The sequence below is a fragment of the Micromonospora sp. NPDC047753 genome (assembly GCF_040642735.1).
Taxonomy (GTDB): domain Bacteria; phylum Actinomycetota; class Actinomycetes; order Mycobacteriales; family Micromonosporaceae; genus Micromonospora.
In genome coordinates this window covers 1-3672 of the sequence record NZ_JBEYSL010000595.1, presented here as the reverse complement: position 1 = coordinate 3672, position 3672 = coordinate 1, and the positions used below count along the sequence as shown (strand labels likewise).

Below are 3672 nucleotides of genomic sequence, written 5' to 3'. Positions count from 1 at the left end.
ACATACCCCCCGACCTGCTCGACGCGGTCCGCGCGGCCCACCTGGCGGGCGCCCGGATGGTCTCGCTGTGCACCGGCGCGTTCGTGCTGGCCGCCGCCGGAGTGCTCGACGGGCAGCAGGCCACCACCCACTGGGCTCACACCCAGGCGCTGGCCGCCCGCTATCCCCGGGTCCGCGTCGATGCGGACGTGCTCTACGTCGACAACGGCACCGTGCTCGCCTCCGCCGGGAAGGCCGCCGCGATCGACCTGTGCCTGCACCTGATCCGCCGCGACCACGGCTCGATCGTCGCCAATGCCGTCGCCCGCCGCCTGGTCGTGCCACCGCACCGCGCCGGTGGTCAGGCCCAGTACCTCACCACCCCGGTGCCCGCCCGTGACGACCACCCATTGGCCACCCTGTTGCCCTGGGCCCTGGCCCGCCTGGACCGGCCGCTGACCGTCGAGGACCTGGCCCGGCAGGCGAACATGAGCTCACGCAACCTGGCCCGCCACTTCCGGTCGGCCACCGGCACCACCCCACTGCTGTGGCTGTCGACGCAGCGGATCCGCCGTGCCCAGGAGCTGCTGGAGAACACCGACGACAGCATCGACGCCGTCGCCGAGGCGGCCGGCATGGGCACCGCCGCGACACTGCGTCGACACTTCCACCGCACCGTCGGTGTGCCGCCGGACGCGTACCGGCGCACCTTCCGGGCCACCAGGACCGCCGACGGCTGAATCCTGACCGGGGTGCGCGCGGACGCCGTCGCTTCTCGGCGTCGGGCAGGATGCCAAGCACCTGCTCCGCCGGCGGGCGGGGGTCCCGATGGGCTTCAGCCTCGAGTACGTCAGCTGACCGTGTCGCTGCCGCTGTCCGGGCGTTGGCGGGCGAACGCGTCGCGCTTGCCCCAACGGCCGGGGATGTCCAGCAGCGCGATCCGCCCGAACGCGGACGGCAGCGCCGGATCCACGGCCAGGTGGTCGTCGTGCGGGTTGATCCCGAGCATGGTGCGGATCAGCAGCATGCAGGCCGCACTGGACCACGCCTGCGGGCTGCCCGCGGTCGGATAACGGATCGGGAACCGGGTGGTGTCCCGGTCGAACCCGCCGAACGCCTCGGGCAGACGACCCTCGAAGTAGGTGGCGGCGGAGAGGATGCCCTCGGCGATGCGGGCCGCCTCGTTGCCGAACCCGTAACGGCGCAGACCCCAGGCGATGAACGAGTTGTCGAACGGCCAGACCGTGCCGTTGTGGTAGCCGAGCGGGTTGTAGCGGCGTTGCCCCTCGGCGAACGTCCGCACACCCCAACCGGAGAAGAGCGCCGGACCCATCAGGTGCTCGACCACCCGGGCAGCCCGCTCCGGTGGCACGATGCCGCTCCACAACAGGTGCCCGATGTTGGACGACAGCCCGTCCACGGGGGTGCCGTCGTGGTCGAGCGCGAGGGCGTAGAAGCCGCGGTCCTCAAGCCAGAAGTCCCGGTTGAATCGGTCGTACAGGGCCGCCGCCTCGCTTTCCAGCCGCTCGGCGTAGGCAGTGTCACCCCAGAAGGCGCGGGCCAGTCGTGCCCCCCGGATCTTCGCGTCGTAGGCGTACCCCTGGGTCTCGCAGGTGGCCCTCGGGAAGCCCGGCAGTCGGCCGTCGGCATAGGAGATGCTGTCCCAGGAGTCCTTCCAGCACTGGTTGTCCAGGCCGGTGACGCGGTTGCGTCGCTGGTACCAGACGTAGCCGGTGGAGGTGAGGTCCGCGTACAAATCGATCCAGGCCAGGGCCGCGCGGGCTTCCTGCTCCAGCTCCATCACCAGCGCGGTGTCGCCGCTCCACCGCTCGTACTCGTCGAGCAGCACCACGAACAGCGGCGTGGCGTCCACCGTGCCGTAGTAGGGCGAGTGCGGCTGTTCCTCGAACGCGGCCGACTCCCCGTAGCGCAGCTCGTGCAGGATCCGGCCCGGGTCCTCCTCCAAGACATCGTCGGTCCGGACGCCCTGCAACGACGCGAGGATGCGCAGCGTCGGTGGGGTCAGCGACGGGGTGACGGGCAGGGTCTGCAGGCAGGTCAACAGGCTGTCGCGGCCGAACAGGGTCATGAACCAGGGCAACCCGGCCGCGGGTACGCTCGCGCCGCTGAGCGAGAGCGGGGCGAAGCGCACCGCCGCCAGGTCCAGCAGGCTGCGGTGGTAGACCTGCTGGAGGCCGACGCTCTCGGTGTCCAGGGTCGGGGCCGCCGCGACCCAGGCTCGCACGCTGGCAGGCAGGGTGGATTCGTCCGGCCGTTGGGCGCGCAGGGCGGAGCGCAGGTCGACGCCGTCCGGACGCAACGCCAGCATGACAGCCTGCAACCGGGTCGACCACTGCTGCTCGGGGCGCAGCCGGACCGTGAACCGGAGGCCGCCCGGGTCGAACTCCGCGGGCTCACTCGCCGACACGACGACCTCACGGCGGTAGGTGCCGCGCCGGTAGCCCAGGCGCAACTCGTTCGGGCCGACGTGCGTGTAGTACGCGCCGCTCTTGGCGCCGGTGTCGAACTTGATCTCGAAGATGTCGGCGAAGTCGGCGGCCACCTCCAGACGCACGTCGAGCGTCATGTCCCGCTCGCCGTAATTGAAGATCGTCAGCGACTCGGTGAGGTCCGGGCCGATGCGCCTGCGACGAATGGCCGACACGTCGGCCTCCACGTAGTCCACCGCCGCGCCCGGCACCGCGAAGAACGTGACCTCGAAGTACTGGCTGTCGTCGACCGACAGCGCTGTCATGCACTCGCCGTTGACGGTGAGCCTCCAGCGGGACAGGAAGCGTGTGTCAGCGGCGAAGAGGCCGACCGGGGTGCTCGGGGACGACTGCACGTCGCCGCTGGCGTCGGACACCATGAAGGTGTTGCCGTCGATGCACGCCACGGTGCCCGCGATGTCCCTCATCGGTCACGTCCCACTGTCGGGATCCTCGCGCTGAAGCCGCCCGGGCTCTCGCGGAAACAGTCGCCCGAGGCGCAACGCCAGGGCGAGATCGCCGTCGACCATGATCTCGCCCCGGGTGAGCGCCGCCAGCCCGTTCACCTCGCCCCGCGCCATCGCGTCCGCGAGCTGCGCCGACACCCGGATCACAGTGGTGGCGGGGGCACCGCTTCGGGTCACCCGCATCCGGCCATGATCGATGTTCAGCATCCACTGCTCCAGGTTGCCGTCGTCGCCGATGTCGAATCGCACGCTGCCAGAGACCTTGCTGAACCGTGGATCCTGGCCAGCGACCGTCAACCGCTCGAAGAAGGCGCTGGTCTCCGACATCCCACCTCCCCGGACGCTGGTCAGAGCGAATGCCGGCTACCCGCTGCCGCGCACTCCTAACGCCGGTGGCGCCCTTGTTCAGGGTGCGAGCGAGAAGCGGGTCCAGGTGGTCGCGTCGGTGGTGACGAGGACGTGGTCCGGCTCGCCCGTCGACCCGTCGTCACGCCAGAAGAGCCAGGCGTAGCCGGGCGCGACACTGACCGAACCGACGACCCGGCCGTACTCCCGGGCGACAGTGAAGTTTCGTCCATCGTCCCGGCTGACCAGCAGCAGCGCGCGGCGGTCGGGTTCGGCGCCTTCCCCGGGAGTGATGGCCGGCCGCCGGCGGGTCCGCCGACACCGACAGCCCGAAATCCGAGTACGTCAGGTCGAGCTGGGCGGTCTGCGACTGCTCGCTGGCCAACTCGATG

3 protein-coding genes are annotated in these 3672 nt (G+C 70.8%); 1 reads left to right on the top strand and 2 read right to left on the bottom strand.

Translation table 11 applies throughout. From position 1 onward, the window contains the following. A partial coding sequence (locus tag ABZ749_RS31550; RefSeq protein ID WP_357234213.1) for a helix-turn-helix domain-containing protein occupies positions 1-719 on the top strand: 719 nt, incomplete at its 5' end. Between the two features lie 110 nt (positions 720-829). On the opposite strand, the gene ABZ749_RS31545 is transcribed toward ABZ749_RS31550, so the two are convergent. After that, positions 830-2887, bottom strand: a complete 2058-nt coding sequence (locus ABZ749_RS31545; RefSeq protein WP_357234216.1) for a glycogen debranching N-terminal domain-containing protein — start codon at positions 2885-2887, stop codon at positions 830-832. Positions 2888-2899: 12 nt separating this feature from the next. After that, entirely contained in the window at positions 2900-3262 is a 363-nt protein-coding gene (locus tag ABZ749_RS31540) for an SCP2 sterol-binding domain-containing protein (RefSeq protein WP_357234210.1), read from the bottom strand. Between the last annotated feature and the right edge of the window lie 410 nt (positions 3263-3672).

Coding starts and splice junctions, on each gene's coding strand:
- ABZ749_RS31540 (WP_357234210.1), bottom strand. CDS start 3,262: ATGTCGGAGACCAGCGCCTTCTTCGAGCGGTTGACGGTCGCTGGCCAG.